A 21,539-nucleotide genomic window follows, 5' to 3' on the forward strand; every position below is an offset into this window, starting at 1 on the left:
TTCTGATCTTTGCGATCCTGTTCTGGGCCGTGGCCTTCTGGATGAATGCAACCATCGCGGCCCGTTGGTCCGAGACAGGATGGGCGCGCTATTTTGTGCCTGCGCTCTTTGGCGTGACGCTTCTGGTGCTGTGGGAGGGGATCGTGCGCGGCTTTGCGGTGCCACAGGTGATCCTGCCTGCGCCAAGCCAGATTGCGATGCGCTTTGTGGCCTCGACCGGTGTGCTTTGGGTCGATTTCCGCCAGACCATTCTGAAGGGGGCGCTTTCGGGCTATGTGATGGGCTGTGCTGCGGCCTTTGTGATGGCGGTGCTGGTGGACCGTTCGGCCTTTCTGGAACGGGGGCTGATGCCGGTGGGGAACTTCCTTGCCGCGCTGCCTATCGTGGGGATCGCGCCGATTTTCGTCATGTGGTTCGGCTTTGACTGGCAGTCGAAGGCGGCGGTGGTGATTGTCACCGTGTTCTTTCCGGTGCTGGTCAATATGGTCGCGGGGTTGAAGGCCACCGATCCGCTGCAGCGCGATCTGATGCGCACCTATTCGGCCAGCTATCTGCAGACGCTGATAAAAATGCGCCTGCCTGCGGCTTTGCCCTTCCTGTTCAACGGGCTGAAGATTGCCACCACTCTGGCGCTGATCGGGGCGATTGTTGCTGAATTTTTCGGCTCTCCGACGCGGGGGATGGGGTTTCGGATCTCGACCGCGGTGGGGCAACTCGACATGGCACTGGTTTGGTCTGAAATTACGGTAGCGGCGTTGGCTGGCACCGGATTCTACGGGCTGATTGCGCTGGCCGAAAAAGTGCTGACCTTCTGGCATCCGTCGCAAAGGGGATGAGGCGGGCCAAGAGACGGCAAGATAAAAACCAACAGGAGAGTAAGATGAAGAACTGGATGATGGGCGCGGCGCTGGCGGCTTTGGCGACGGCAAGCCCTGCCTTTGCGGCGGATGTGACGCTGCAGCTGAAATGGGTCACGCAGGCGCAGTTTGCAGGCTATTACGTGGCGAAGGACAAAGGGTTTTACGAGGATGAGGGCATTGATGTGGATATCCTGCCCGGTGGTCCCGATATCTCGCCCACGCAGGTGATGGCCGGTGGTGGGGCCGATGTGACGGTGGACTGGATGCCCTCGGCCTTGGCCGCGCGCGAGAAGGGGCTGCCGCTTGTGAATATCGCGCAGCCGTTCAAATCCTCGGGCATGATGCTGACCTGCCTGAAGGAAAGCGGCATCAAGAGCCCCGAGGATTTCAAGGGCAAGACGCTGGGCGTGTGGTTTGGCGGCAATGAATACCCGTTTTTGAGCTGGATGAGCACCTTGGGCATCCCCACAGATGGTTCCCCCGAGGGGGTGACGGTGCTCAAGCAGGGCTTCAATGTCGATCCGCTTTTGCAAAAGCAGGCCTCCTGCATTTCGACCATGACCTATAATGAATACTGGCAGATCATCGAGGCGGGGATTTCCCCCGATGATCTGGTGACGTTCAAATACGAGGACGAGGGTGTGGCGACGCTTGAGGACGGTCTTTACGTCATGCAGGACAAGCTGGAAGATCCGGACTTCAAGGCGAAGATGGTCAAATTTGTCCGTGCGTCGATGAAGGGCTGGAAATGGGCCGAGGAAAACCCCGATGAGGCCGCCGAGATCGTGCTGGACAACGATATGACCGGGGCGCAGACCGAAGAGCACCAGAAGCGCATGATGGAAGAGGTCGCCAAGCTGACGGCAGGGTCCAATGGCGCGCTGGATCCGGCAGATTACCAGCGCACCGTGAAGGTGCTGATGAATGGCGGCTCGGATCCGGTGATCACCAAAGAGCCGGAAGGCGCCTATACGCTGGAGATTACCGACGAGGCGCTGAAGTAAGCCTTTGGCATGACAGGGAGGGCGCGCGGGCAGAGGATCGCGCGCCCTTCCGGTTTTAATCGAAATTTCACCGCCCTCTGGCAGTCTGTATGTGGACGAGGCCCGGAGGAGGGCGGTATGAGTAAAGCGACAGTACATAAAGAGATCGTCAAGGAAGACGGGCTGCCGGCATGGGTGAAATGGGGCCTGTTTCCGGTCATGATCGGCGGCTTTGGCTGGGCGTTCTTTGCGGTGTCCCAAAGCCAGTTTGCGGCCCCTGCGTCATTTCTGTTCAACACACCCACGCAAGAGGTCGAGGCGGCCTATTGCATGGTCGTCGCCGAAGAGATCCATCCCAATCTGGTGCCGCCCGGCTCGTATATCAGCGAGGCGCGCAATTTCTGGATGGAGCGGTTGCGCAAGATCGCGGGGCCGACAATGGGCGAGGCGCTTCTCAAGGCGCGGGTTCAGCTGACGCGCGATATCGAACAGGTCACGAAACCCAACCCGAAACGCGAATGGCTGGAATTTACGGTCAGCGAATGCAGCCATAAGGCCACAAGCTACGGTATGCGCTTCCGCGAATTCCAGTAACGTCGCTATCCAAGGGGCCCGCGGGTCTGGCCCTGTGCTCCGGCATCTGTCTCGGGCAGCGCGCGCCCGGGCCCGGGTTCGGTGTTCAGCATGGCTTCGGCGCGGGTCTTGGGCAGGGCCGAGGGGATTTCGCGCTGGATATAGTCGATCAGCCCCTCGCGCATCTCGCAGCGCAGATCGAAGACGCGTGGCGCGGTGCGGGCCGATACCAGAACGCGCACCTCCATCACCCGTTCACGGAAATCGGTGACCTGCATCGCATAGACCTTGCCATCCCAGAGCCGGTTGTCCTCGGCGATTTTCTGGCCCGCCTTGCGCAGATCGGCAATCGGGGCGGAATGGTCGAGATAGAACATACAGGTGCCGATCAGTTCGGCATTCTCGCGGGTCCAGTTCTGGAAGGGTTGCTCGATGAAATAGCTCAGCGGCACCACAAGCCGGCGCCAGTCCCAGAGTTTGAGCACGACATAGGTCGAAGTGATTTCCTCGACCCATCCCCATTCCCCCTCCACGATCAGCGCATCATCGATACGGATCGGCTGGGTCAGGGCAAGCTGGATACCGGCAATCAGGTTTTTGAGGATGGGTTGCAGGGCAAGGCCCACCACAATCCCCGCAGCTCCACCCGCCGCCAGCAGCGAGACCCCATATTGGCGCACGGCAGGCACCGTCATCAGGGCGGCGGCGACCGCCAGAACCACGATGGCAACATTTGCCACACGGAGCAGGATGCGCGCCTGCGTCACATGCTTGCGCGCCAGAAGATTGTCTTCGGCATCCAGCTTGAAACGGCGCATATGCAGCGTCGTCCAGATGTAAAGCGCGGTATGCGCGATCCATGCCAGACAGAGGATGAAGGCAATCAGCAGCAGGTGACTGATCAGCCGTGCCGCTCCCTCGGACAGGGGCGCGACGCTGATCCCTATGCCAAGCGCCAGCACGATCATCAGAAGACGCAGCGGTCGGGTAGAGCGCCCGACCAGCGAACGCCAGAACAGATCACGGTTGCGCACCATCCGGTCCAGCATGCTGCGCACCACCCGATGCAGCGCCAATGCCAGCAGCAGGCACATCGCCAGCACCAGCGTTGAAACCGCCCAATCCGGCAGGTAGCGGCTGGCATGATCCACCGCCGTGCTGACCGCATCATTCACCGCGGTTTCAAGGTCCTGCAACCCTTCCGGCAGGGTCTCATGCGCCCCTTCGAGGGTCTGTCCGGTATCGGGGGTGGTCTGGGAGGCCATCTTTGTCTCCGATCTCTTACGCGCCCTCTTATGCTGCGTTGCGGCGCGAAGAAGTCAAGCCGAGCAGTCCCGATCTGCGGCATTTTGCTTCCGTGACGGGATGTTTCGCGCTATCCCTTTGACAGGACTGTCTGATTGGCGGCTTTTGGGCGAGAGGACTGGCATGGTGCGCGCGGCGCTTACCGGCACCCGCATCCGCGAAAGACGGATGGCGATGGGCATGCGGCAGGCCGAGCTTGCCAATCGTATCGGCATGTCTGCGGCCTATATCAACCTGATCGAACATAACCGGCGTCGGGTGGCCGATAGCCTGCTGGAGCAGATTGCCGCCGCGTTGGAGGTCGATCCGATGGCGCTGGCCGAAGGGGCCGAGGGCGTCTTGTTCGACAATCTGCGCGAGGCGGCGGCGCAGGCGCCTGCCGATATCGCCACGCAGATCGAGAGCGACCGGATCGAGGAATTCGTCAGCCGTTTTCCGGGCTGGGCGGCGCTCCTGTCCGAGCGCCAGCGGCAGGTCGGGGCGCTGAACCGGCTGGTGGAGCAGCTCTCCGAGCGGCTGTCGGAGGACCCGTTTCTGCTGGATGGTCTGCACGAGGTCATCTCGGCGGTTACCAGTCTGCGCTCGACGGCGGCGATCCTCACCGACGAGCCGCAGATCGAACCGGAATGGCAGGCGCGGTTCTTGCAGACGATTTCGGGGGAAAGCCTGCGTCTGTCGGGGGCGGCAGAGGCGCTGGTGGGCTATCTGGATGCACAAAGCGGGGCGGATCTCGGGCAGTCCGGCCCGTTCGAGCAGATGGAGGCATGGCTGCGCGATCAGGGTTGGTCGGTGGCCGAGCTGGAGGCCAATCCCCGTGCCAGGGTGGCCGATATTGTCCAGAATGCGCCCGAGCTTGCCTCGGATGCGGCCCGTGCTTTGGTGCGCGACTGGCTGGAGCGGATGCGCAATGATATCCGCGCCTTTCCGATGGCACGGCTGGAAGAGGGGCTCGCGCGGTTCGGAATGTCTCCGGGCGAGATCGCGGCGGCCTATCAGTTGCCCGCCGATCTGGTTCTGCGCCGTCTGGCGCAACTGCCAGCGGGGCATCCGGTGCTGCCCGATCTGGGGCTGGTGATCTGCGATGCTTCGGGGGCGGTGATTTTCCGCAGGCCGTGCAGCGGCTTTGCCCTGCCGCGTTACGGGGCGGGATGTGCCTTGTGGCCGATCTATGATGCGCTGCGCCAGCCGATGCAGCCGTTGCGCCATGATGTGGAAATTGCCGGTCGGGTCAGCCAGAGCTTTACCACCTATGCGATTTCCGTGCCGCAGGTGGTGGGGGCTGGCTTTGGTCAGCCGGTTGCGGTGCAGGCCTATATGCTGATCGTGCCGCTGGATCCGGCAGCGCTGTTGCAGCCGCGCAGGCCGATTGGCGTGACCTGCCGGATCTGTCCGCGCAGTGCCTGCAGCGCGCGGCGCGAGCCCTCGATTCTGGGGGCGGTGCGCGCCGAGCTGGGATAGGCTCCGCTTTAAGACCAATCGGCAGCAAGATCTTGAGCGCAGAATTTGACACAACCCCTCCGGCAAGAGATAGTCGAGACGGGAGAAGGAGAGACGGGCATGCCGCAAGACCATGTTCTTCTGATCGAGGATGAACCGAATATTGTCGAGGCGCTGCGCTTTATCCTGTCGCGGCGTGGTTTTGTTGTGTCGAGTGAATCCGATGGGGCAAAGGCGTTGGGGGCCATAGAGACCACCCGACCCGATGCCGTGATTCTGGATATGATGCTGCCCGGCCTGTCGGGGCTGGAGATCCTGACGCAGATGCGCGCGCATCCGGCCTTGCGGGCAATCCCCGTGCTGATGCTGACCGCGCGCGGGCAGGCGCGTGACCGTGCCGCGGCAGACCAGGCGGGCGCGACGGCCTTTCTGGCCAAGCCCTTCGCCAATGCCGATCTGGTCGCGGCGCTGGATGGTATGCTGGCCGCGTGCCGCGCGCCTGCGGCGCAGGGGGTGCGTCATGGCACCGGCTAGAGCGCCGCTTTTTCTGGCTAGGCGGTCCTACCGGCTGCGGCGGGTAATGGATGCGCTGCGCCTGCTTCCGCTGTTCGGGCTGATCCTGTTCGTGTTGCCCGCGATGTTTGTGGTGGAGCCGTCGCAGGTGGCGCGGTTCGGGCTGTATATCTTTGCGGTCTGGGGGGCGGTGATTGCCGTGACGGCCTATCTGTCGCGCAGGCTCGATCGGGCGCTGGATCCCGGCGAACCGCTGGCCGAAATTCGCGATGACTGAGCGATCGAATGACTGAAACACCCGTCGGTATGACGTTCGACAGCCTGATCCTTGTCTGCCTGCTTTATGTCGTCTTGCTGTTCGGCGTGGCCTTCTGGGCCGAGGGGCGCGCGCGTTCGGGGCGGATGCGGGTCTTGCAAAGCCCGTGGGTCTATACGCTGTCCTTGTCGATCTACTGCACGGCATGGACCTTTTACGGTGCCGTCGGCTATGCGGCCCGTTCGGGGCTGGAATTTGTGACGATCTATCTGGGGCCGAGCCTTGTCTTCTGTGGCTGGTGGTGGTTCTTGCGCAAGCTTGTGCGGGTAGGGCGGGCCCAAAGGGCCACCTCTGTCGCAGACCTGATCTCGGCACGCTACGGAAAATCCAACAGTCTGGGCGTGGTGCTGACGCTTCTGGCAGTGCTGGCAGCCACCCCCTATATCGCGTTGCAGCTGCAATCGGTGACCGAAAGCCTGAGCGCCTTCGCGACCCCCGGTTTTGCGCCCCCAGCGGAAGGGGCCCAGCAGAACTGGGCGCTGTGGATCGCCGTCGGGCTGGCCGCGTTTGCGATTTTGTTCGGGACGCGCAATCTGGATGCCAACGAGCGCCATCATGGCGTGGTCATGGCCGTGGCGCTTGAGGCGGTGGTCAAGCTGGTGGCGGTTCTGGCGGTCGGCAGCTTCGTGGTCTGGGGGCTGGGCGGCGGCTGGGGGGCCGTGATGGACCGTATCGACCATTTCGCCACGCAGGACTGGGTGCCCCAACCCGGGCGTTTCATGGGGCTGACACTGCTTTCGGCGGCGGCGATCCTGACGCTGCCGCGCATGTTTCAGGTTCTGGTGGTCGAGAATGTCGAAGAGCGTCATCTGGCCATCGCCTCCTGGGCCTTTCCGGCCTATCTGGCGCTGATCAGCGTTTTCGTGCTGCCGATTGCGGTGATCGGGCTGGAGCTTCTGCCCGAGGGCGCCAATCCCGATCTTTTCGTGCTGACCCTGCCGCTGTCGCAGCATCACGACTGGCTGGCTTTGCTGGCCTTTCTGGGGGGCTTCTCCTCGGCCACATCGATGGTGATCGTTGCGGCTATCGCCTTGGCGACCATGATCTCGAACCAGATCGTCACGCCGCTCTGGCTGGCTTTATGGCCGTCGCATAACAGCAATCTGCGCCATGTGGTGCTGATGTCGCGGCGCTTCTCCATCGCCTTGGTGCTGGCGCTGGGCTATGGCTATTACCGGCTGTCAGGGCAGGGGGCGCTGGCCGAGATCGGGCTGATCGCTTTTGTTGGGGCCGCGCAGACCCTACCGGCGTTGCTGGGCGGGCTGTACTGGCGCGGTGGCACCCATCACGGGGCGATGGGCGGGGTGCTGCTGGGCGGCGGGATCTGGATCTATACGCTGTTTCTGCCCTCGCTGGGGATCGACGGGTTGATGTCGCCGCAGATGCTGGCGGAAGGGCCGTGGGGGATCGGCTGGCTGCGTCCGGAGGCCCTTTTCGGGCTCAGCGGGATGGACCCGCTGCTGCATGCGCTGTTCTGGTCGTTGTTTGCCAATGTGACGGCCTATATCGGCCTGTCGCTTCGGGCCTTTCCGCCGCCGCTCGAACGGCTGCAGGGGGTGGCGTTCGTCAATATCTATGACGAGGGGCCCGGGCCGCGGGGCTGGCATATGGCGGTGGCCGAATCCGAGGATTACCTGTCGACGGCGCAGCGTATTCTGGGGGCGCAGACCGCGCAGAAGTTCTTCCAGAGCGAGGCGGCGCGGCAGGGCAAAACCGGCTGGCTGCCGGACCCGACCCCCGATTTTCTGGCCGCTCTCGAACGGAAATTTGCCGGTTCTGTCGGCTCGGCCACCGCCCATGCGATGCTGGCACAACTGTCGGGCGGGCGGGTGATCTCGGTCGGGGATCTTATCAATATGGCCAGCGAAGCCGCTGATATGAAAGAGCATTCCTCCCAGCTTGAGGCGAAGTCCGAAGAGCTTGCACAGGTGGCACGTCAGTTGCGGCTGGCCAATGAGAAGCTGACGCAGATCTCGGTGCAAAAGGATGCGTTTCTGGGCCAGATCAGCCACGAACTGCGCACGCCGATGACCTCGATCCGCGCTTTTTCAGAGATCCTGATGGAGCCGGACCTGCCCGACGAAATGCGCCAGAGCTATGCCAAGATCATCCTTGAGGAAGCGCGCCGCCTGACCCGGCTGCTTGACGATCTTCTGGATCTTTCCGTGTTGGAGCATCGCAAGGTGCAGTTGCATATCGGCCTGAGCAATCTGCATGAGCTGCTCAACCGGGCGGTGCAGTCCGCCGCCCATAGTGGCAATGCGGCGCAGTGCCGTATCGAGCGAGATTTCCCCAATGAACATGTGGCATTGTTTACCGATGGGGACAGGCTGGTGCAGGTTTTTATTAACCTTATCACCAATGCCCAGAAATACTGCGATGCGGAGAAACCCGTGCTGCGAATCGAGGTGCAACGGCAGGATGATCAGGCGCAGATCGATTTCGTCGATAATGGTGCAGGTATCCCGAAGTCGGCTCAGGATTTAATCTTTGAGAAATTTTCAAGGCTTACAGATATGTCTAGGGCAGGCGGAGCGGGGCTTGGTCTTGCCATCTGTCGGGAGATTCTCACCAATCTCGGGGGACGTATTGATTATCTGCCGGGTCAGGGAGGGGCGGCATTTCGTGTTTTGATACCGCTGCGGCGCGGAAAAATGGTTCACGAGGGCGCGGAAGAGACGTAAATCGGGACGGGATTAAATGTTTTGTAAACCCTGATCTGCGAGTCTGACGGAAGCGACCCTCAGTCGGGTACAAATGGGATAGTATGGTGGATCAGAAGCCTTCGACAATCTTGCGTATGAAGACCGATGCAGCCAAGGCGGCGGCGTCGGGCGGTCCGGTCTCGCCCGAGCGTGCGATCCGCCATGTCTTCGCGAAAGTCGCACAGGATACATTGGGGCTGCCGCTTCAGGTGCTGGATGTGCATCAGTCTCAGGTCTCCTTGACCGAACTGATGGAGTCTTTCCCCGAACAGCCGATGCTCTGCGTGATCGAGGGGCCGAAAGACGCTTTTGGGGTTGTGGCATTGCCGCCAATCACCTTTTCCTCCCTGATCGAGGTGCAGACGATGGGGGTGCTCTCGCGCATCCAGCCTGCGCCGCGCAGGCCGACGCGCGTGGATGCCTCTATGGTGCAGGGGGTGCTCGATTCGCTTCTGGCGGGGCTGGAGGACGCGCTGGCGGAAAGCGATGACATCATCTGGGCTGGCGGGTTCCGCTATCTGTCCTTCTTCGATGATCCGCGCCCGCTTTCGCTGATCCTCGAGGAAATCACCTATCGCATGTTCCGCATCACGATGCAGATCGGCAGCGCGATGGACCGCGAGGTCTCGCTGCTTTGGGCCGTGCCTGCGCGCGGACGCGGGGAGCGTGTTCTGCCGCAAAGCGATGCCGATAACCGCGCTCCCGAGGCAGAGGCGCTGTGGGCGCAGCAGATGGAAAGCACCGTTATGAGCACCCGCGCCGAACTGACGGCGGTACTGCATCGCTGGAGCATGCCGCTTTCGGGGGTGATGAATTTCAAACCGGGGGTCGAGATCCCGATCCCGCGCGAGGCGCTCGAGAAGCTGCGTGTCGAGGGGGTGGATGGCCGCCGGATGGGGATGGCCAAGCTGGGCCAGCATAGCGGACGCCGCGCTTTGCGACTGACCGCCAGTGAAGCCGAGAGCGCGGAAATCAACGAACTGGACGAGATGCAGACCCGCCCCGATCTGGGCGCTATGGCCATTGGCAACACGCCCTTTGGCGAAGAGGGGACCAGCGGCGACGGATTTCCGGCAATGGGTGGCTTCGACATGGGCGGGGAGGCCGATGCTGGCGGCTTTCCGGCGATGGATATGGGCGGTCTGGGCGGTGATGACGCCGCAGAAGGCGGCTTCCCCGCGATGGATTTCAGCGCCTTCGAAGAGGATGACGCCCAACGCACCGGAACGGGTGGCTAGGCCCGCCCGCCGGGCAGGGCTTTGCATGATTTTCACCAAATTCCCCCCGTGCGACTTGCGAGACGCCTATGGCTTGCCGTAAGCGGTGAGAAGGCGGGCCTGCGCGGGCCTGCCATGTGCAGTTTAGCGGGGCGGGGTCGTATGGTCAGGCGGATCAGGGTTCAGCGATGTGATGGGGTCACTTTTCTGACTTTGCCGGAGACAGGCGGTGAAGGCTTCGATGCGGTGCTGCGCCGCTCTTTGGGGGGCGCGATCGGCCTGTGCCGACAGGAGGCCGACCTGCGGGGCGTTGTTATCCGCGCGACCGGCGCATGGCCTTGCGCCGACACTCCCGAAACGGATTTCGCCGATGAGGCCGAGACCCCGTCGATGACGGCGCTTGCGCAAAGCCTGTCCGATCTGCCCTGTCCGGTGGTTGTCGTGCTTGAGGGGCGTATCCGCGCGGGGGCTTTTGCTCTGGCACAGGCGGCACGTCTGCGTCTGGCGCTAGAGACCGCCAGCTTCGATCCGGTCGAACCGAGCCTTGGCTATCTTCCGGCAGGGGGGAGCCTGATCCGCTTCCTACGCCGGAGCGGGCCGCGCAAACTTCTGTCTTTCCTGAAGGCCGGGCGTGCGCTTTCGGCGGCGCAGGCGGTCGAGCTGGGGGGCTGCGATGCGGTCGTTCCGGCAGATGCGCTGGATATGCCCGCTCTGGCTGATACCTTGCAGCAGGCCTTTGCCGAAGAGGGGCTGGTGCCCGATCCGGAAGGAGCCAGCCGCGAGACCGGACGCTATTTCACCGAACTCGATGCGCTGCGCGACACGCTTGAGGCCGGGCCGCAGCACGCGGTTTGGGAAAAGGCGCTGAGCATTGCCGAGGCGGCGGTTCTGCTGCCCTTCCCCGAGGCGCTGGATTTCGAGGCGGTGGCGCATAGCGATCTGCTGTCTTCGCCTGCCTCGCGGGCGCTTCGCCATCTGCGCGCGTCCGCGGCGCGGGTGCATGCGCAGGAGGCACAGCCGGTGGGGGCGGGCGAGATCGGCGCAAGGACCTTTGCCGTCTGGAACCCGCCCGAGGGTCTGGTCTATGCGCTGGCCGGTGCCGGTCATCGGGTGATCTGGGCCGAGGCACAACAGGACCGTTTGGAGGCAGGGCTGTCGGGGCTGGCGCGGGCGCAGGAAGCGGCTGTGCTGTTGGGCCGGATGAGCGCGGCAGAGCGCGACGCCGCATGGGATCGTGTCAGCGCCACGACCGACGCGGCGCAGGCCTTTGCCAAGGCCGATATCATCCTTGCCGACTCTGCGCCGCAAGAGCGCGCCGAGATCGTCGGGGCGCTACAGGCGGTCTCGGCGGCGGCGCTGGTGGCAACGAACCAGCCCGAGGCCGCCATCCGGATCGAACGCTATGGCCGCCATGTCGAAGTGCATGGCAAAGCGGTCGAGGATGTCTATTTTCTGGCCGCGATCCTGCGGGCAGGCGGTGATCTGGCGATCGGCCTGCCGGGGATGGATCCGGGGCTGGTCGCGCGTCTTCAGGCTGCGCTATGGGCTGCGGCGGAACAGTCGGTGCTTTCGGGGGCGACGCCGGTACAGGTGGATCAGGCCTGTCAGGCCTTCGGCTTGCAGCCTCCCTTCCAGCAGATCGACCGGCTTGGCGTCGAGACCGTGGCGCATTGTCTGCGTCGTGCCGGTTTCGTGCCCGGCCCGCTTCTGACCTATCTTCTGGTCGAGGGCTATGGGGGGATCCGCAAAGGGCGCGGCGTCTATCTTTACAGTGACGGGGTGGCGCGGCCCGACCCGCTCGAGCCTGCGCTGCTGGACGCATTGCGCGCCGAGGCGGACCGTGTGGCACGTCCGCTGGATGCCGAGCGGATTGTCGAGCGGATCTGGCTGGCAATGGCGGCAGAGGGGGCGAAGCTTTTGCAGCTGGGGGCGGTGGACAGGCCCGGTGATCTTGATCTGAGCGCCGTGCACGGGCTGGGCTTCCCGCGCCACGAGGGCGGGCCGATGTTCATGGCCGACCAGCGCGGTCTGCTGGCCTGCCGCGAACAACTGGCGCAGCTTGCCGCAGGGGGCGCGCCGGAGCCTGTTACGCTGTGGGATGTGCTGATCCGCAACGGGCGCAGCTTCGGGGATCTTGATCGCGCCTGAGCGCTCATGCCCCCGACGCGCCTCTGTCGCGGTCTGGGGGTCGCCCGCCTAGCGCAGGAAGATCCCGACCACCACCATCATCAGCCCGATCACCGACACGAAAAGCGCGGCCAGATTGACCGCCACGATGCGTTGCAGCCTGAGCCGCATTTCGTCTTCGGAAAGACCCGCGCGTTTGGCTTTGGCGACGGTCAGAATGCACCATGCAAGGCCCGCCAGCCCCAAAACGGAAATGATCGCGCCGGTCCAGATGAGGAATTGCATCGCGCTGCCCTTTTCAAAGAATTGCTGTTATGCCTGCGCTTAGCGATTTCGCGCCAATGTGACAAGCATTCAGGCGGTTCGCGCCCCCCGAGAGTGCTTGCTCCGCAGGCGCGGCTGGCTTAGGGAACAGGGCAAGACGAATAAGAGGAACATGTCATGCCCAATGATGCCGCCTATCAGGTAACCGCCGACGAGCTGCGCCAGTTCATCGAGCAGTTCGAAAGTCTCGAAGCCGAGAAAAAGGATATTGCCGAGCAGCAGAAGGACATCATGTCCGAAGCCAAAGCGCGCGGCTATGATACCAAGGTGATCAAGAAGATCATTGCCCTGCGCAAGCGCGACAAGAACGATGTCGCGGAAGAAGAGGCGATCATGGATATCTACAAGCAGGCGCTGGGGATGGAATGATCCCCGCCAGCTATGGCGCCCTGAAAAGGCCTCTCCTTGCGGGGGGCCTTTTGTCTATGCGGGCAATTGGGGCCTTCTGTCGGAGCCTTCTGCCGCGTCAGTCCTCCGCTTCCGGCGTGGCCTGACGGCGGCCCGAACCGTGGTCAGGGCGCGAGGAAGGTGACATTCGGCATGGCGGCAATGGCGTCGATATCGGCCTCGTAGAGGGCGGTGACCTCGTCGATCAGGGCCTCGTCCCAGCCGGGGAGGGCCACATCCATTTCCAGCTCGTCCGGCTTGGCGAATTTGTCGAGAAAGGCCATCGTGATCTTGCGCCGTTGCTCGACGGTTTTGGGCGGGTTGTTCAGAATGTAATCGGCATAGCGGCGGAAGCCGCCCTCGGTCATGATCGTCTTCAGGATCATCTGTTCGCCGTTAAGTGTGACATCCCCGCTGATGCCGCTCAGGCTATGCAGGATTTCCGGCCAGATCAGCGGCGCGTCCTCATTGCACCAGACCACGATTTTATGGCCCTGCGCGGCCTCGACCATCCGTTCGAGGACAGGGCGCCAGCGCAGATCCCGGGGGTCGACCCCCTGCATGAGATCGTCATAGCTGCGCTCGGGCAGGCGCGTGGCCAAAGCGGGGATCAGGGTGGCGGGGTTGATCAGTGCCAGATGGAATTCGATCTCGGCATCGGGGAAGATATTGGCCAATGGCTCCAGCTTGCCCGGAACCATCGTATAGAAGCCCTTATCGGTGACCACACGCTCGGGAATGCACATGAAGTATTCATGGCTGAAGATGATGCGGTTGATCTCTTCCTTATCGGTCACCGCAGCCAGCACGGCATCGGCGGTCTCGGGATCGGCTTCCCCGCCCTTCAGCGCCAGAAGCGTGTCGCGCAGCACCATCCGGTAACGGCGCGGATGCGGGACAATCACCCCGTTCTCGTCCAGCACGCGCGGGTTTCTTGCCAGACAGCGCACCAGACTATCCTCGTCGGTTGCATGGGCGCCAAGATGGAAGACAACCTGCATGTTTTTTCTCCGCTCTCATTATGGGGTTAGATTAAAGGAGCTTTGCTTTACAGGCAAACGGCTTTCGGTCTATGCGGGAAGGGTGTTCCTGATGGATAAACTCGGAATTGGGCAGGATATGGGCAAGCTAAAGGCGCATCTCGAACGGGGCAGGGCGGCAGGTACGGCGGGCTGGTCGGCGGTGGCCGTGCTGTTTGCCCTGCTGATCCTTGCGCCGATCGGGGCGGTGGGCTGGCTTGCCGCGCATCCGGTGGAAAATATCTGGCCGCATCTTCTGGCCACGACCCTGCCGCGCTATCTTGCGAATTCGGCCATTCTGACGGGCGGCGTTGGCGTGCTGACTGCGGTGGTGGGGACGGGGGCCGCTTGGCTGGTGGCGATGTACCGCTTTCCGGGGCATCGCTGGCTGGAATGGGCGCTGCTGTTTCCGCTGGCCATTCCGGCCTATGTGACAGCCTATGCGCTGGTGGATTTTCTGGACTATTCCGGTCCGCTGCAGACGCTGGCCCGCGGGGTTTTCGGCTGGCAGGGGGCGCAGGCCTACTGGTTTCCGCAAGTGCGCTCGCGTTGGGCGGCGGTTATCGTGCTGGCGGCAAGTTTCTATCCCTATGCCTATCTTCTGGCGCGCAATGCCTTCCGCGAGCAATCCGGTGCCAGCTACGAGGTGGCCCGCGCCTTGGGGGCGGGGCCTTGGGCGCTGTTCTGGCGGGTGGGGCTGCCGCTGGCGCGTCCGGCCATTGTTGCGGGCGCGGCGATTGCCATGATGGAGACGGTCGCCGATTTCGGTGTCGTGGACTATTTCGGCGTGCAGACCCTGACCACGGGGATCTTTACCACATGGCTCGAGGCCGGAAATGCCGGAGGCGCGGCGCAGATCGCGCTGGTTATTCTTGCGGTGATCTTTGCTCTTTTTGCGGCCGAAACGCTGGGGCGCAGACGGTCGCGCTATTACCAGTCGGCGCGGCAGAGCCGCCCCGTGACGCCGGTCACCCTGCATGGGGCGGCGGGATGGCTGGCCTTCGGGCTGTGCTGCATTCCTTTTGCGGCGGGGTTCGTCCTGCCGGTTCTGGTGATCGGCGGCCATGCGCTGGCCAATCCCGAGGCCTGGGCCGGATCGGGATTGCTGCTTGCGGTCTGGCATAGCCTGCTGACGGGGGGGCTGGCCTCTGTCATCTGTGTGCTGGCGGCTCTGGTGATGGTCTACGGGATGCGCCTGTCGGGGCAGGGACTGCCGCGTCTGGTCATTCCGTTGACGGCACTTGGGTACGCCGCGCCGGGCGCGGTGCTGGCGGTGGGGATCTTGATACCTCTGGCGGCGCTTGATAACTGGCAGGCCGATACGATCTGGGCGCTGACCGGCCATGATCCGGGGCTGATCCTGACCGGAACGGGCATGGCGATCATTCTGGCCTATGTGGTGCGGTTCTTTGCCATCGCGCAGGCCTCGACCGATGCCGCTTTCGGGCGGGTGGCCCCGTCCTTGCCAATGGCCGCCCGCTCGCTGGGGCGGTCCTTGGGGCAGGTTCTGTGCACGGTCTATCTGCCGTTGATGCGTGGATCTGTCGGCTCGGCGCTGCTTCTGGTCTTTGTCGAATGCGTGAAAGAACTGCCTGCGACATTGCTGCTGCGGCCTTTCAATTACGAGACGCTGGCAACGCGGGTGCACGAAAAAGCGAGCCTCGAAAACCTTGGCGATGCCGCGCCGCCCGCCCTTCTGGTGATGGCGGTCGGATTGCTGGCGGTGGTGGTTCTGGCCAAAGCCAATCTTTCGAGACGTTAAGTGCCGCAAGGACTTGCAAGCGCCCGAACAAGTTTGTATCTGAACGGGAGTGCCTCCATAGCTCAGTTGGTAGAGCTGCGATTTTGTAAGTCGAGGGTCGGGAGTTCGAGTCTCTCTGGGGGCACCACCTTTGAAATCCCTTGATAGCGTAAAGTCGAAAAGCCCTTGTGTTTACGGGGTTTCGTGCTTTGCCCGTTGTGCTATGACTGCGTAATTCTTCCAGAAATGTGCATCCGACTACGCACAAACTACGCATGGGATTACGCATGGCTTCTATCGCGAAATCTGCCAATGGCTGGCGGGTGCAGGTTTTCAAGCGCGGAATCAGAAAAAGCAAAGTCCTGCCGACTAAGCAAGCGGCAAAAGACTGGGCTGCGCGGACCGAATGGGAACTGGAAAACTCGGAGGCCGTGGCATCAGCGCAGCCCTTTGGCGAGATTATGGACCGCTATGCCCGCGAGGTTTCGCCCTTAAAGCGTGGTCATCGATGGGAGTTTGTGCGGTTGGAAAAGCTCCAGCGCGACAGTCTGGCGAAGATTCGCATGGGAGACCTTCGGGCCAGCGATCTGGCCGACTGGCGCGACAGGCGTCTTTCTGAGGTTTCTGCCGGATCTGTGCGGCGGGAAATGACGTTGCTCGGGGCGGTGCTGACACAGGCTGCACGCGAATGGGGCTTGATTAAGGAAAGCCCACTCAAAGATGTGCGCAAGCCCGCGCAACCCAAGGCGAGGGACCGTCTGCCGACCAATGAGGAATTTGAGAGGCTGGCGCTGGTTGCTGGGGATGATCTGAGCCACGCGACAGCGCGGGCTTATCATGCATTCCGTTTCGCCTGCGAGACGGCTATGCGGGCAGGCGAAATTGTCGGGTTGCGTCGCGAGGATATCGATCTGGAGAACCGTGTCTGCCGCCTCCACATGACCAAGAACGGCTCGGCCAGAGAGGTGCCGCTATCCACGGCTGCTGTGGAACTATTGCGCATGCTGCCGGATCTGGATCCGGTGTTCGGCCTGAACTCGCAGCAGATTGATGTGCTCTGGCGGAAGGTTCGAACCAAGGCCGTGATTGAGGGCCTCAATTTCCATGACAGCCGCGCCTATGCGCTGACCAAGCTATCGCGGAAGGTGGATGTGATGACGCTGGCCAAGATTTCCGGCCATCGTGATCTGTCGATATTGCTCAATACTTATTATCGAGAGGGCGCGGCAGATATCGCGCGGCGGCTCGATTAGAGCCGATACCGCCGCGCTTTGCCTGTGCCCTTCGCCTCGATCTCGCCACTTGTGGCTTTGCGCCAGATCGTCTGAGTGCTCACGCCGAGCTGCTCTGCGGCCTGTGCGGCTGTGAGCCATTCATCCTTGGGCTTAATGTTCGAGGCTTCCAGAAGCCTGCAGAGGTTGCGCAGCTGTGCCTCCATTGCATTCAGCCGGCTCTCGTCCACCATGACCATCATGCGGGGTTGCTCACCCATCGTTCCCTTCCTTCCTCACGACCCGATTGGCGGGTGCGCTGTCCTCGTGGTGGCCGGTGGCGCGCTGGCGCTCGGCCTGTTCGTCTTTGGCGTTGGCTTCGGCGGGGCTGGTGTCCTGTGTGGTGGGGGCGTGCAGGCGTTGGTGCGCAGCGAGGCGCGGCATTCCGGCATCATCGATTAAGTGCTTGGGTGCGAAGTCTTCTCGCATGCAGGCGGGCGGGTTTATTTGTGCCGCCCATGCCCCGCAGGCATGACAGCGAGCACCAAAACAGGCTGCGTTTACCGGGAATCCATCACGGCAAACTTGCTGCCCTGGTTCATAGGATTGGCATTTATGCTGTTCCTCGGTCATGGGGTGGTGTCCTGTGTGGTGGGGACTGGTTCAGCCTGCATCCGATCGATAATGTCGGCTGTTTCGCGGAGCATTGCGGTAAACCTATGCACGGAAGAGATGCGCATAGGTTCTTGCAAATCCTCTGGCAGCGTTAGGCAACCGCCGGCCCAGCTTGATGCGCGGCTCGCGAGGTATGCGGCCTGCATCGAAAATTGTGCGTGGGTAAGAGGCATCTCTTTCTCTCTCCTTCATTCGCTTGTCGGGGGGGGTACGCGAGATCGGGGTTAGGTGGTCGGGCGCGCATGTCATTTGGTGGTGACCTGGGGAGCTGGATTACTTGATGACGATGGCTTCCGCCGGAACGGCATACGACTTCATGTCGGAGGTGAGGGGGTAGAAGAAATCGACCTCTCGCACCGGCTGGCCGCTATCAAGCTGGACTGGCATGTCGCCGTTCTGGTCGAGTAGGTCCTCAAGCTGGGAAATCAATTCTGTGAGGTGCATTGAGCCTCCGAGGGGTGTCTGGATCAGTCGATCAGGCCAAGCCGATCGGCCAGAGCAAAGGCGAACAAAATCATCCAGATCACCGCCATAGGCGAATAGATCGCAGCCATCATGGCCTTGTCCTTTGCCACCGCCTCAACTGTAAACGCACAGAGCATCACTATCGTTGCAACGGCGCCGATGATATCGGCATAGCTTCCGATCGCTTCTTTCATTGGGTAGGTCCTCCTTGGACTGGGAAACGGGATTTTTAGGTTTCAGTAGCTGAAAAGGCCAAGGTCACGGGCTTCGGCCCATGCCTCTGCGCGGATACGGCGACTCGCCGCGTCAGGTGTTTCTGGCATCGGCGGGTGGTCGGTGAAGTGGGTATGATACCCCGGCCAGTCGCTGTCATTTGGGGTGCCGATCCATGCAGGTTCACCCAGCCATTCGCCATCAGGGCCGAGCGCCCACCACGTCTTGTTGCCCATGTCTTCATGCCAGCTTTCGATCGGTCGAGCAGTCATAGTTTCCTCTAGGGGTTAGCTGGCTTTGGACATTTCGGCGTCTATGCGCCGGTCAAGATCGTCGCCGTTCAGGACGACATTTTCCGGCGTTAGACCGGCGAAGACGCCCCCGCTGCGAATGGTGTCCAGGTCGCGAGATTTGAGCCACCTGTAGCGGGCGGCATCGCGCTCTGTGTTGGTCTGTTTCTCGGCCATATCGGCCTCCTTATCTCTGCTGTTCTGAGCGGGGCCGGTGGCCCGCGCTGGGGGGAAGGCTGTAAAGTCTGGAGATGGTGTCGACGGCTGCCTCTTGGCCGCGCAGTTGAGCCTCAAGGGCCTCTATCCTTGCGTTGGCATCCGCGAGAGCTTGTGACAGCCATTCCTTCCCGCTGCGCAGGTCGTCAAGCTCGGCGGTCAATTCATGGATGCGCATGGCATCATCGCAGTTACTGCCCGCCTGCACCTCGCATTGGTGGCGGAAGGTCAATCCATCGCGCGGGCCGGTGTGGCCATTGGGGTGCGAGTAGCTGACGGCCTCGGCGTGGGTAAAGCGGCCAGCCTCATCGACGCGGCTGGTGTATCCCTGCGCTTTCGGGCGATACCAGCCGCGCCCAGCTTTATGGATCAGGTATTCTGCCTTCTCCATCACAGCTACACCCAAGCGGCCAGCCCGCCCCCGATCATGACGCCACTGAGACACAGGGCGGGGATGATCCACCAGCCGGACGGGGCGCGGCGGGGCTGCATGGGGTCATTCATCGGTCATACCTCTTGCGGCGGCGATGGTAAGGGCGGCAGCGATGGCCGCGCCTGCGATGATGGCGATCAGCATGTGGCCTCCTGAATGACTGGATCTGCGGGGGCGCGTCGGACAGCATTGCCCCCGCAGATCATCCGCGCGACCGCCGCGCGAATTCCTGTTCTTCGGGATGCCGCCCCGGCACGGGGGCGGGCACCGGAAGATCAGGTGCTTGGCAGAAGCTTGGGGCCGGCGGGCAGGGCAGCGGTGCCCGAGGGTTTGTGGCCCTTGCACTTGCCGCGCGTGCAGGCCCCGACATGCGGGCAGAGATCGTCCATCGTCAGATTATGCGCGCGGGCGGCGAGGCGCAGCGCGCCGATCCGGTCGGCACGGCTCGGCAGGCCCATCAGGAAGAAGGGCCGGTTTTTCGCCAGATGGTCGAGATAGGTGATCTTCGCGGCGCGAATGGCGTTGGACTTGCGGCGGGATGTAAACATGGCAACCTCTTCGGGGGAAGGGCGCAGCCCGCGCGAGAGGCGGGCTGGCAGGGTCAGGGCAGGCGGGACAGGCGCGCGGCCAGCCAGACAAGACCCACGATCATCGCGCGCAGGATCCAGTCGAGGATGGACGGGGTGATTGCCTGCAACAGCGTCAGGGTCAGCGCGGCGGACGTGGTCCAGCTGATGACGTGGGATTTCAGCCAGTCCATCAGAGGTAATTGGACAGGTTGAAGCCGAGGCGCTTGGCCAGATCGGTCAGCACGATCTTCTCTTCCGGCTCCAGCTCGCCATCGGCCATCGCGATATCGATGCCGACCATCAGCGCCATTTCAAGCTCGTCGCTGGCGTTTTTGGACTTCATCTCCTCGATCTCGCGCTTCAGGGCGAGCTTGCCGGTCATCGAGCCGTTTGCGCGCTTCAACTGCTTGTCGAGCGCCTGCTCGATCTGCGTCCCGCTGAAGGCATCAGCCAGCGTCGGATGGTTCTGCAGGGCATCCAGCGCCCCGGCAACTTCCGAGTCCTCGATCTCGCCATCGGCGCAGGCGACAAGGGCGCTGATCGCGCAGATGCCTTCCAGAAGATCGGTCTTTCCGGACAGCTTTTTGGAGCCGCCCGAGAGGCGTTCTTTCAGTTTTCCAAACATGGGTCTTCCTTGGTTCTTGGTGAAAGGGCGGCGGAAGCTGCGATGCACAAACAGGGTACGGGTTACGCGCGGCTTCCGCCTATCATCCGAGTGGGATCGGACGAATTCGGGTCTCGGGGCGGCGCGGGGTGAATTTGCGCCGCCCCATATCTGGCCCCCGAAACAGGGAGGATGGGGCCAAATCTCGCTATTCCATGCCGAGCGCTTCCTTGTAGATCGCCATGATGGCCTCTTCCTCGGCCACGTCGTTCTTGTCGCGCTTGCGCAGGGCGATGATTTTCCGGATCACCTTGGTGTCGTAGCCGCGGGCTTTGGCCTCGGCCATCACGTCCTTCTGTTGTTCGGCGATATCGGCCTTTTCGGCGGCAAGGCTTTCGAACTGTTCGATGAACTGGCGCAGCTCGTCGGCAGTGACCTGATAGGCCTTCTCGGCGGCGGCCTTGAAGTCGGCATCCTCTTTCATCGGCGGCTTGCCAGCCTTTGCGCGGCTGATGCTATGGGCGGCTTTGGCGAGGAAAGCGGGCGTGTTCTCGGTGATCGGGATGGTCGGCATGGCGTTCATGGGCGGGCTAGTGGACATGGTCTGTGAGGTCATGCATGCTTTCAGGGTCGATCAGTTCGACCCGCACGGTGCCGTGAATGCGCTGGGTTGCGACCTGATAACGGCTCTTCTCCTCGTGCCAATAAACGTAGCCCTGACCGCATAGGGTGGTCCGCGCCTGCACGACATAGCCCTCGTCGGTGTCCGCTTCGAACGGCGTCTTTACCTCGATCTCATTGCAGAAAACGCGGATCGGCTGACCGACCATAACCGTGTTCTCGGGGGTGTATTTGGGCATGTGGATCATCCTGAAAGAAGAAAAGGCCGGGCGGCGGCGAGCAGCGCACCGCCCGGCAGTTGGGTTGCGAGCAGTCATCAGGCAACCGATCTCAGAAAGCGGGGTGCTCGACCTGCCAATGTGCGTGGGAAATCTGCGCGACGGGGTCGAGGTGGATCATCAGAGCAAGGAGAGCCGCGCCAATGCCGACGGCGGCCCAGAGGGGCATCCGTGAGTTGGTGGTTCGTGACATCGTCTGCATTGCGCGGCTCCATCCTGAGGGGGCGGCAGGCTCATGTGTCGCTGCCGATGGGATGGAGCGTAGTGACCCGTTTGGTCACTTGCAATATAAAAAATGACCGGAATGGTCATTTTCTGGTTTGAGGAGAGGCTTCCTGACGCCGTCATTATTTCGGGATGTTCCGAAATTAGCCGGAGTGCTCGAGGAAAGAGCAAGGGTTTCAGGGCGCCTGTCTGATGATGATGCGGATTTCGGTGACTTGTCTCACTTCCACCA

The 21,539-nt window shown here is 62.4% G+C and carries 28 protein-coding genes and 1 tRNA gene; 14 read left to right on the forward strand and 15 right to left on the reverse strand.

Annotation, left to right across the window (positions count from 1 at the left end; genetic code table 11):
* The first annotated feature begins 41 nt into the window (after positions 1-41).
* The 3 genes from WDB86_RS00830 to WDB86_RS00840 all read left to right on the forward strand — a co-directional run bounded on the left by WDB86_RS00830 (position 42) and on the right by WDB86_RS00840 (position 2,437).
* The gene (locus tag WDB86_RS00830) at positions 42-836 is read left to right on the forward strand and encodes an ABC transporter permease (protein WP_406737062.1); all 795 of its coding nucleotides are present in this window, start codon (positions 42-44) and stop codon (positions 834-836) included.
* A 44-nt stretch (positions 837-880) separates the two neighbouring features.
* A complete protein-coding gene (locus WDB86_RS00835) occupies positions 881-1,864 on the forward strand; it encodes an ABC transporter substrate-binding protein (RefSeq protein ID WP_339107645.1) in 984 nt (327 codons plus the stop codon).
* Positions 1,865-1,981: 117 nt separating this feature from the next.
* On the forward strand, positions 1,982-2,437 hold the full coding sequence (locus tag WDB86_RS00840; RefSeq protein WP_339107644.1) for a hypothetical protein: 456 nt from the start codon (positions 1,982-1,984) through the stop codon (positions 2,435-2,437).
* Positions 2,438-2,442: 5 nt separating this feature from the next.
* Here WDB86_RS00840 and WDB86_RS00845 read toward each other — a convergent pair whose 3' ends face one another.
* Complete coding sequence (locus tag WDB86_RS00845) at positions 2,443-3,681, reverse strand: mechanosensitive ion channel domain-containing protein (protein ID WP_339107643.1); 1,239 nt, start codon at positions 3,679-3,681, stop codon at positions 2,443-2,445.
* Between the two features lie 163 nt (positions 3,682-3,844).
* Here WDB86_RS00845 and WDB86_RS00850 point away from each other — a divergent pair, with 163 nt between their 5' ends.
* The 6 genes from WDB86_RS00850 (at position 3,845) to WDB86_RS00875 (ending at position 12,057) form a co-directional block, all read left to right on the forward strand.
* Complete coding sequence (locus WDB86_RS00850; RefSeq protein WP_339107642.1) at positions 3,845-5,179, forward strand: short-chain fatty acyl-CoA regulator family protein; 1,335 nt, start codon at positions 3,845-3,847, stop codon at positions 5,177-5,179.
* Between the two features lie 99 nt (positions 5,180-5,278).
* Positions 5,279-5,692: a response regulator gene (locus tag WDB86_RS00855; RefSeq protein ID WP_339107641.1), complete on the forward strand. Its 414-nt coding sequence runs from the start codon at positions 5,279-5,281 to the stop codon at positions 5,690-5,692.
* A complete protein-coding gene (locus WDB86_RS00860) occupies positions 5,679-5,948 on the forward strand; it encodes a hypothetical protein (protein ID WP_406720977.1) in 270 nt (89 codons plus the stop codon). Before WDB86_RS00855 ends, WDB86_RS00860 begins: the two co-directional genes overlap by 14 nt.
* A 29-nt stretch (positions 5,949-5,977) precedes the next feature.
* Positions 5,978-8,671, forward strand: a complete 2,694-nt coding sequence (locus WDB86_RS00865; RefSeq protein ID WP_406737063.1) for an ATP-binding protein — start codon at positions 5,978-5,980, stop codon at positions 8,669-8,671.
* 116 nt (positions 8,672-8,787) lie between these two features.
* Positions 8,788-9,930 carry a FliM/FliN family flagellar motor switch protein gene (locus WDB86_RS00870; protein ID WP_406736319.1) on the forward strand — a complete coding sequence of 381 codons (1,143 nt, stop codon included), beginning with the start codon at positions 8,788-8,790 and terminating at the stop codon, positions 9,928-9,930.
* A 192-nt stretch (positions 9,931-10,122) separates the two neighbouring features.
* Entirely contained in the window at positions 10,123-12,057 is a 1,935-nt protein-coding gene (locus tag WDB86_RS00875; RefSeq protein ID WP_406736320.1) for an enoyl-CoA hydratase-related protein, read from the forward strand.
* Positions 12,058-12,105: 48 nt separating this feature from the next.
* Here WDB86_RS00875 and WDB86_RS00880 read toward each other — a convergent pair whose 3' ends face one another.
* Positions 12,106-12,321 (reverse strand): hypothetical protein, encoded by a 216-nt coding sequence (locus WDB86_RS00880; protein ID WP_339107637.1) that lies wholly within the window; start codon positions 12,319-12,321, stop codon positions 12,106-12,108.
* 156 nt (positions 12,322-12,477) lie between these two features.
* Between WDB86_RS00880 and WDB86_RS00885 the strand changes: the two genes are divergently transcribed.
* On the forward strand, positions 12,478-12,729 hold the full coding sequence (locus WDB86_RS00885; RefSeq protein WP_339107636.1) for a DUF2312 domain-containing protein: 252 nt from the start codon (positions 12,478-12,480) through the stop codon (positions 12,727-12,729).
* A gap of 143 nt (positions 12,730-12,872) precedes the next feature.
* On the opposite strand, the gene WDB86_RS00890 is transcribed toward WDB86_RS00885, so the two are convergent.
* Positions 12,873-13,748, reverse strand: a complete 876-nt coding sequence (locus tag WDB86_RS00890) for a hypothetical protein (protein WP_339107635.1) — start codon at positions 13,746-13,748, stop codon at positions 12,873-12,875.
* 118 nt (positions 13,749-13,866) lie between these two features.
* Between WDB86_RS00890 and WDB86_RS00895 the strand changes: the two genes are divergently transcribed.
* From WDB86_RS00895 to WDB86_RS00905, 3 genes are all read left to right on the forward strand, one after another.
* Complete coding sequence (locus WDB86_RS00895; protein WP_406737064.1) at positions 13,867-15,528, forward strand: ABC transporter permease; 1,662 nt, start codon at positions 13,867-13,869, stop codon at positions 15,526-15,528.
* A 51-nt stretch (positions 15,529-15,579) separates the two neighbouring features.
* Positions 15,580-15,655: transfer RNA gene (locus tag WDB86_RS00900), tRNA-Thr, on the forward strand.
* Between the two features lie 175 nt (positions 15,656-15,830).
* Entirely contained in the window at positions 15,831-16,760 is a 930-nt protein-coding gene (locus WDB86_RS00905) for a tyrosine-type recombinase/integrase (RefSeq protein ID WP_406736321.1), read from the forward strand.
* Here WDB86_RS00905 and WDB86_RS00910 read toward each other — a convergent pair.
* The 12 genes from WDB86_RS00910 to WDB86_RS00965 all read right to left on the reverse strand — a co-directional run bounded on the left by WDB86_RS00910 (position 16,757) and on the right by WDB86_RS00965 (position 21,043).
* On the reverse strand, positions 16,757-16,999 hold the full coding sequence (locus WDB86_RS00910; RefSeq protein WP_406736322.1) for a helix-turn-helix domain-containing protein: 243 nt from the start codon (positions 16,997-16,999) through the stop codon (positions 16,757-16,759). The two genes, WDB86_RS00905 and WDB86_RS00910, sit on opposite strands and share 4 nt — an antisense overlap.
* Positions 16,992-17,351 carry a hypothetical protein gene (locus tag WDB86_RS00915; RefSeq protein ID WP_406736323.1) on the reverse strand — a complete coding sequence of 120 codons (360 nt, stop codon included), beginning with the start codon at positions 17,349-17,351 and terminating at the stop codon, positions 16,992-16,994. Before WDB86_RS00915 ends, WDB86_RS00910 begins: the two co-directional genes overlap by 8 nt.
* A gap of 315 nt (positions 17,352-17,666) precedes the next feature.
* A complete protein-coding gene (locus tag WDB86_RS00920) occupies positions 17,667-17,837 on the reverse strand; it encodes a hypothetical protein (RefSeq protein ID WP_406736324.1) in 171 nt (56 codons plus the stop codon).
* A 23-nt stretch (positions 17,838-17,860) separates the two neighbouring features.
* Complete coding sequence (locus tag WDB86_RS00925) at positions 17,861-18,052, reverse strand: hypothetical protein (RefSeq protein WP_406736325.1); 192 nt, start codon at positions 18,050-18,052, stop codon at positions 17,861-17,863.
* Positions 18,053-18,094: 42 nt separating this feature from the next.
* Positions 18,095-18,343, reverse strand: coding sequence for a hypothetical protein (locus WDB86_RS00930; RefSeq protein ID WP_406736326.1), 249 nt, complete (start codon positions 18,341-18,343; stop codon positions 18,095-18,097).
* A 15-nt stretch (positions 18,344-18,358) separates the two neighbouring features.
* Entirely contained in the window at positions 18,359-18,538 is a 180-nt protein-coding gene (locus tag WDB86_RS00935; RefSeq protein WP_406736327.1) for a hypothetical protein, read from the reverse strand.
* A 10-nt stretch (positions 18,539-18,548) separates the two neighbouring features.
* The gene (locus WDB86_RS00940; protein ID WP_406736328.1) at positions 18,549-18,968 is read right to left on the reverse strand and encodes a hypothetical protein; all 420 of its coding nucleotides are present in this window, start codon (positions 18,966-18,968) and stop codon (positions 18,549-18,551) included.
* A 317-nt stretch (positions 18,969-19,285) separates the two neighbouring features.
* Positions 19,286-19,558 carry a hypothetical protein gene (locus WDB86_RS00945; protein WP_406736329.1) on the reverse strand — a complete coding sequence of 91 codons (273 nt, stop codon included), beginning with the start codon at positions 19,556-19,558 and terminating at the stop codon, positions 19,286-19,288.
* A gap of 53 nt (positions 19,559-19,611) precedes the next feature.
* A complete protein-coding gene (locus WDB86_RS00950; RefSeq protein WP_339107127.1) occupies positions 19,612-19,770 on the reverse strand; it encodes a hypothetical protein in 159 nt (52 codons plus the stop codon).
* Positions 19,770-20,204 carry a tellurite resistance TerB family protein gene (locus tag WDB86_RS00955; protein ID WP_406736330.1) on the reverse strand — a complete coding sequence of 145 codons (435 nt, stop codon included), beginning with the start codon at positions 20,202-20,204 and terminating at the stop codon, positions 19,770-19,772. Before WDB86_RS00955 ends, WDB86_RS00950 begins: the two co-directional genes overlap by 1 nt.
* A gap of 187 nt (positions 20,205-20,391) precedes the next feature.
* Entirely contained in the window at positions 20,392-20,667 is a 276-nt protein-coding gene (locus WDB86_RS00960) for a DUF2312 domain-containing protein (RefSeq protein ID WP_406721646.1), read from the reverse strand.
* Between the two features lie 106 nt (positions 20,668-20,773).
* Positions 20,774-21,043 (reverse strand): hypothetical protein, encoded by a 270-nt coding sequence (locus tag WDB86_RS00965; RefSeq protein ID WP_406736331.1) that lies wholly within the window; start codon positions 21,041-21,043, stop codon positions 20,774-20,776.
* Here WDB86_RS00965 and WDB86_RS00970 point away from each other — a divergent pair.
* Positions 21,042-21,257, forward strand: a complete 216-nt coding sequence (locus WDB86_RS00970; RefSeq protein WP_406736332.1) for a hypothetical protein — start codon at positions 21,042-21,044, stop codon at positions 21,255-21,257. The genes WDB86_RS00965 and WDB86_RS00970 overlap by 2 nt on opposite strands.
* Positions 21,258-21,539: the final 282 nt, after the last annotated feature.

It is taken from the genome of Thioclava sp. GXIMD4215, from assembly GCF_045291555.1.
Taxonomy (GTDB): domain Bacteria; phylum Pseudomonadota; class Alphaproteobacteria; order Rhodobacterales; family Rhodobacteraceae; genus Thioclava; species Thioclava litoralis.

Excerpts from the sequence above, each read along its gene's own strand:
- WDB86_RS00945 (WP_406736329.1), bottom strand. The coding sequence starts at position 19,558 with ATGTTTACATCCCGCCGCAAGTCCAACGCCATTCGCGCCGCGAAGATC.
- WDB86_RS00915 (WP_406736323.1), bottom strand. The coding sequence starts at position 17,351 with ATGACCGAGGAACAGCATAAATGCCAATCCTATGAACCAGGGCAGCAA.
- WDB86_RS00850 (WP_339107642.1), top strand. The coding sequence starts at position 3,845 with ATGGTGCGCGCGGCGCTTACCGGCACCCGCATCCGCGAAAGACGGATG.
- WDB86_RS00950 (WP_339107127.1), bottom strand. The coding sequence starts at position 19,770 with ATGGACTGGCTGAAATCCCACGTCATCAGCTGGACCACGTCCGCCGCG.
- WDB86_RS00840 (WP_339107644.1), top strand. The coding sequence starts at position 1,982 with ATGAGTAAAGCGACAGTACATAAAGAGATCGTCAAGGAAGACGGGCTG.
- WDB86_RS00860 (WP_406720977.1), top strand. The coding sequence starts at position 5,679 with ATGGCACCGGCTAGAGCGCCGCTTTTTCTGGCTAGGCGGTCCTACCGG.
- WDB86_RS00830 (WP_406737062.1), top strand. The coding sequence starts at position 42 with ATGAATGCAACCATCGCGGCCCGTTGGTCCGAGACAGGATGGGCGCGC.
- WDB86_RS00935 (WP_406736327.1), bottom strand. The coding sequence starts at position 18,538 with ATGGCCGAGAAACAGACCAACACAGAGCGCGATGCCGCCCGCTACAGG.
- WDB86_RS00885 (WP_339107636.1), top strand. The coding sequence starts at position 12,478 with ATGCCCAATGATGCCGCCTATCAGGTAACCGCCGACGAGCTGCGCCAG.
- WDB86_RS00845 (WP_339107643.1), bottom strand. The coding sequence starts at position 3,681 with ATGGCCTCCCAGACCACCCCCGATACCGGACAGACCCTCGAAGGGGCG.
- WDB86_RS00880 (WP_339107637.1), bottom strand. The coding sequence starts at position 12,321 with ATGCAATTCCTCATCTGGACCGGCGCGATCATTTCCGTTTTGGGGCTG.
- WDB86_RS00955 (WP_406736330.1), bottom strand. The coding sequence starts at position 20,204 with ATGTTTGGAAAACTGAAAGAACGCCTCTCGGGCGGCTCCAAAAAGCTG.
- WDB86_RS00895 (WP_406737064.1), top strand. The coding sequence starts at position 13,867 with ATGGGCAAGCTAAAGGCGCATCTCGAACGGGGCAGGGCGGCAGGTACG.
- WDB86_RS00930 (WP_406736326.1), bottom strand. The coding sequence starts at position 18,343 with ATGACTGCTCGACCGATCGAAAGCTGGCATGAAGACATGGGCAACAAG.
- WDB86_RS00910 (WP_406736322.1), bottom strand. The coding sequence starts at position 16,999 with ATGGGTGAGCAACCCCGCATGATGGTCATGGTGGACGAGAGCCGGCTG.
- WDB86_RS00865 (WP_406737063.1), top strand. The coding sequence starts at position 5,978 with ATGACGTTCGACAGCCTGATCCTTGTCTGCCTGCTTTATGTCGTCTTG.
- WDB86_RS00965 (WP_406736331.1), bottom strand. The coding sequence starts at position 21,043 with ATGCCCAAATACACCCCCGAGAACACGGTTATGGTCGGTCAGCCGATC.
- WDB86_RS00855 (WP_339107641.1), top strand. The coding sequence starts at position 5,279 with ATGCCGCAAGACCATGTTCTTCTGATCGAGGATGAACCGAATATTGTC.
- WDB86_RS00890 (WP_339107635.1), bottom strand. The coding sequence starts at position 13,748 with ATGCAGGTTGTCTTCCATCTTGGCGCCCATGCAACCGACGAGGATAGT.
- WDB86_RS00940 (WP_406736328.1), bottom strand. The coding sequence starts at position 18,968 with ATGGAGAAGGCAGAATACCTGATCCATAAAGCTGGGCGCGGCTGGTAT.
- WDB86_RS00920 (WP_406736324.1), bottom strand. The coding sequence starts at position 17,837 with ATGCACCTCACAGAATTGATTTCCCAGCTTGAGGACCTACTCGACCAG.
- WDB86_RS00870 (WP_406736319.1), top strand. The coding sequence starts at position 8,788 with ATGAAGACCGATGCAGCCAAGGCGGCGGCGTCGGGCGGTCCGGTCTCG.
- WDB86_RS00970 (WP_406736332.1), top strand. The coding sequence starts at position 21,042 with ATGTGGATCATCCTGAAAGAAGAAAAGGCCGGGCGGCGGCGAGCAGCG.
- WDB86_RS00925 (WP_406736325.1), bottom strand. The coding sequence starts at position 18,052 with ATGAAAGAAGCGATCGGAAGCTATGCCGATATCATCGGCGCCGTTGCA.
- WDB86_RS00835 (WP_339107645.1), top strand. The coding sequence starts at position 881 with ATGAAGAACTGGATGATGGGCGCGGCGCTGGCGGCTTTGGCGACGGCA.
- WDB86_RS00960 (WP_406721646.1), bottom strand. The coding sequence starts at position 20,667 with ATGAAAGAGGATGCCGACTTCAAGGCCGCCGCCGAGAAGGCCTATCAG.